This window comes from Marinobacter sp. MBR-99 (assembly GCF_040547575.1).
Taxonomy (GTDB): domain Bacteria; phylum Pseudomonadota; class Gammaproteobacteria; order Pseudomonadales; family Oleiphilaceae; genus Marinobacter.
The window spans coordinates 1-2,802 of record NZ_JBEPPY010000045.1; the positions used below are offsets into that span (position 1 = coordinate 1).

3 protein-coding genes are annotated in these 2,802 nt (G+C 47.7%); all 3 read left to right on the forward strand.

Annotation, left to right across the window (positions count from 1 at the left end; translation table 11 throughout):
* The first annotated feature begins 281 nt into the window (after positions 1-281).
* The 3 genes from ABIE59_RS19825 (at position 282) to ABIE59_RS19840 (ending at position 2,272) form a co-directional block, all read left to right on the forward strand.
* Positions 282-656: a hypothetical protein gene (locus ABIE59_RS19825; protein ID WP_354449524.1), complete on the forward strand. Its 375-nt coding sequence runs from the start codon at positions 282-284 to the stop codon at positions 654-656.
* Between the two features lie 207 nt (positions 657-863).
* A complete protein-coding gene (locus ABIE59_RS19835; protein ID WP_502915399.1) occupies positions 864-1,991 on the forward strand; it encodes an RHS repeat domain-containing protein in 1,128 nt (375 codons plus the stop codon).
* A 5-nt stretch (positions 1,992-1,996) separates the two neighbouring features.
* Entirely contained in the window at positions 1,997-2,272 is a 276-nt protein-coding gene (locus tag ABIE59_RS19840; protein WP_354449526.1) for a hypothetical protein, read from the forward strand.
* The last annotated feature ends 530 nt before the right edge of the window (positions 2,273-2,802 follow it).

Consider the following 2,802-nt stretch of genomic DNA (forward strand, 5'->3'; position numbering starts at 1 on the left):
CACACAAATAAAGGGAAAATAGTGTCTGAATCTTCGATTTTTTGCCGTTTAAACCCAAGATGGGCAAATATCAGCAGTTATTCAGACCTTCCCTAAAGATAATGTTAAGACTCACGGGCTGCCAAATGATGGTGTTGCAGTACAAGCAACTTCGCCTGGTAGAGTTCCAGGTTCAAAAGCAGTATATGAAAAACAAATTGATGCGGCTGGTAAAACGACACAATACACTAAAACTACATACGGGCCTAAGGGAGAAATAGTACATGTGAAAGATAAGATTAATGGCGGAGTTTATCCCTAAGAGATTGTTTAAAATGAATAATCGTTTAGATGTAGTATCGAGCTTGGTTACTTTTTCAAAGCCGTTAGAAGAAATATCTAATGAGCTCTCTATTTTTGACTGGGACTATGAAGGCGAATCGTTAATAGTAAAGTCAGATGAAATTATAGAAGTATTGAGGAGATATATTTCTGGCGAAATCAACGCAGAAGAAATTGAGGGTTGGGCAAATCTCATTGAATGCCGAGAAGATATTGTTTTTGAAGCGGAAAAAGAAAGTGAGTTAGAAGATGTGATATATCGCCTTGCTAACCCTCTATTGGAGGAGCCTATATCTGTGAGTTTGTGTAAACAGTTTGTAGCTAATTTGTCTTGAAAGAGTAGTTTTTGACTGGGTTCTGACCTGAAACAGCTTTGGCCAGATCGTTGGTAAAATCGAAACCCTGCCGGATGGCACCGTCAATCAGTACGGGTATGAGTACGATGACCGCTACCGCCTGACCGAGGTGACCAAAAACAGCCAGTTGGTGGAGCAGTACCAGTACGACGCCAACGGCAACCGTACTCTAGCCACCAGTATCGAATGAGGCGTCTCGGGTGTTTCCGCCAGCTACAACCTGGGCGACCAGTTACAGAGCTTCGGCAATACCAGGGCCGGCTCAAGCAGGTGCAGACTCCGGACCACACCATCGAATACCGCCATAACGCCCTGGGTAACCGGGTGGCCAGGATTAAAGATGGTAGTGTGGTGGAACGCTACCTGTGGCAGGACAAGATCACGCTGCTGGCGACCTATGATGGGGACGGAAACCTGAAGCAGCGTTTCAACTACACGCTGGGCCATGCTCCGACAAGCTTTACCGAGAATGGTGAGACCTATTACCTGCTGACGGACCACCTGGGTAGCCCAAGGATGATCACGGACAGCGCGGGGCAAGTGGTTAAAGCCATTGAGTACGATGCCTACGGCAATGTGATAAGTGACACCAATCCCGGATTTGAGATTCCGTTCGGGTTTGCGGGTGGTCTGAAAGATCCGGATACTGGCCTGATCCGGTTTGGGTATCGGGATTACGACCCCACAACCGGCCGTTGGACGGCACGGGACCCGATTGGCTTTGCGGGTGGGGATACGAATCTATATGGGTATGTGTCCAACGATCCCGTAAACTTTGTCGATCCCACCGGCGAAATTGCTTGGGCTGTAGTCGGCGCCATTATTGGTGCTGGTGGTGACCTGGCCTACCAAATGATTGTTGAGGGCAAATCCTGGAGTTGTGTGGATGGCGGCCAGGTTGCCGCTGCCGCTGCGGCAGGTGCAGTTGGCGGTGGGCTCGCATGGCTCGATAAGCTAAGAAAGCTTGATAAGGTCGCAGATAAGGCGGTAGCCGGTAAAATAACGGGTTATACGCAGCATGGATTGAATCAGGCCCTTGGTCGCAATGGTGGGCGCGGTGTAAGTGCAAAGCATATGCTTGATGCCGTAAAGAACCCCAAAAAAGTTGTTGAGGGGGCAAATGGGACGGTTAAATACCAAGGCAAGAAGGCGGCGGTTGTTCTCAATGGAGATGGAAAGGTAGTTACGGCTTTTGGCAAATCTCGTGGTCCACAAATATGGAACCAGGGAACAAACCGTGTTTCTGGCAGTGGATCTGCCCAAAGGCGTGCTAATCAGGCAGGGTTCAGTTACAACCCCAATTCGATAAGGTGAGGAGAATGGATTTCAAGATCGACCATAGAGACATAAGTCTGATTGTCTCGATCTTATCGGACTCTGATTTAGCATCTGTGTTTAAAAGTGCTGAAGAGACAATATTGAGTGACGATAGTCTAAAAGGGCGATATGTCGTTGATTTAAGTAAAGAACAGGTGGATTCGGTGATAGATTCGCTGTCCGATTATCTTGTAAGTGATGGTGTGAATGAGTTTGGTGAGCTGAATTCCTTGGGTTATCGCTTGGAAAGCATAATAGACACCTTCAGTACTGAGTAGGTAAAAGTGTCTGTGACGCCTCGAATTGTAATCTAAAATGAAAGCTTCCATCGTGAGCGGAGTGAAATATGGTGTAGCCGGGCTTTTACTGTCGATTCTGTTGCTGGTTGGCATTAGTACTTCGGATAGTTCAAAGGATACCCTGATCGGCATCCTGGGTAGCGTTTGTGGTCTGTTATCGGTGGCTGTTTTATTAACTGGAATAGTCTTGTTGGCCAAAAGCAGCGTGTCGGTTTCGGTATTTTTGAAATTGTTTCTTTCTCCGAGCGTACTACTAGCTGCGATCAGTGTATGGAATCTAGTCAACGCAGGATGGCTACCTTGGGCGGGTTAACGCCGGTAAACGGTGCAGTGGCTGGCAAGAGTAGTGCGAAGAGCCCCTGAATCTGGCGGAAGCGATGAGGCTCGGAATACCGAGGCCAACCGCTTCTGCCATGGAGGCTGTAAACCAAATTGTGTAACTGCCCACGACTGAGTAATCTTTTCAAAAGGATACCATCGTGGGTACACAAGTGGATCAAGAAAAACTC